The sequence below is a fragment of the Ulvibacter sp. 2210JD10-4 genome, assembly GCF_058148525.1.
In genome coordinates, this window is record NZ_JBYVJZ010000084.1 from 1 (window position 1) to 241 (window position 241).

Sequence of the window (241 nt, forward strand, 5' to 3'; positions counted from 1 at the left end):
GAGGAAAAGGTAGCCGAAATGGCTATCGAGTTAAAGAACGCCGCTGACCGGTATGAGCTCCTGAAAAAGGAGCATGAGGATAAGTTGACTGAACTGAGCAAGGACTCAATGCCACCAAGGAAATACGGACCGAGCTCAGAAGTGCGCGGGAGGAGCTTCAACAGGCCGGCAAGATCGCGGCTGGAGGCTCCTATTTTCCGCGAACGAAGTTCTTCGATCTGAAGTATGCTCCCCTGGATGG

Annotated in this window: 1 protein-coding gene; it reads left to right on the forward strand. The window is 53.1% G+C overall.

The window, feature by feature from the left end:
- Positions 1-222: hypothetical protein (locus tag ACY2RT_RS15575; protein ID WP_490156828.1), on the forward strand; the 222-nt coding region annotated here is incomplete at its 5' end.
- Positions 223-241 lie beyond the last annotated feature (19 nt).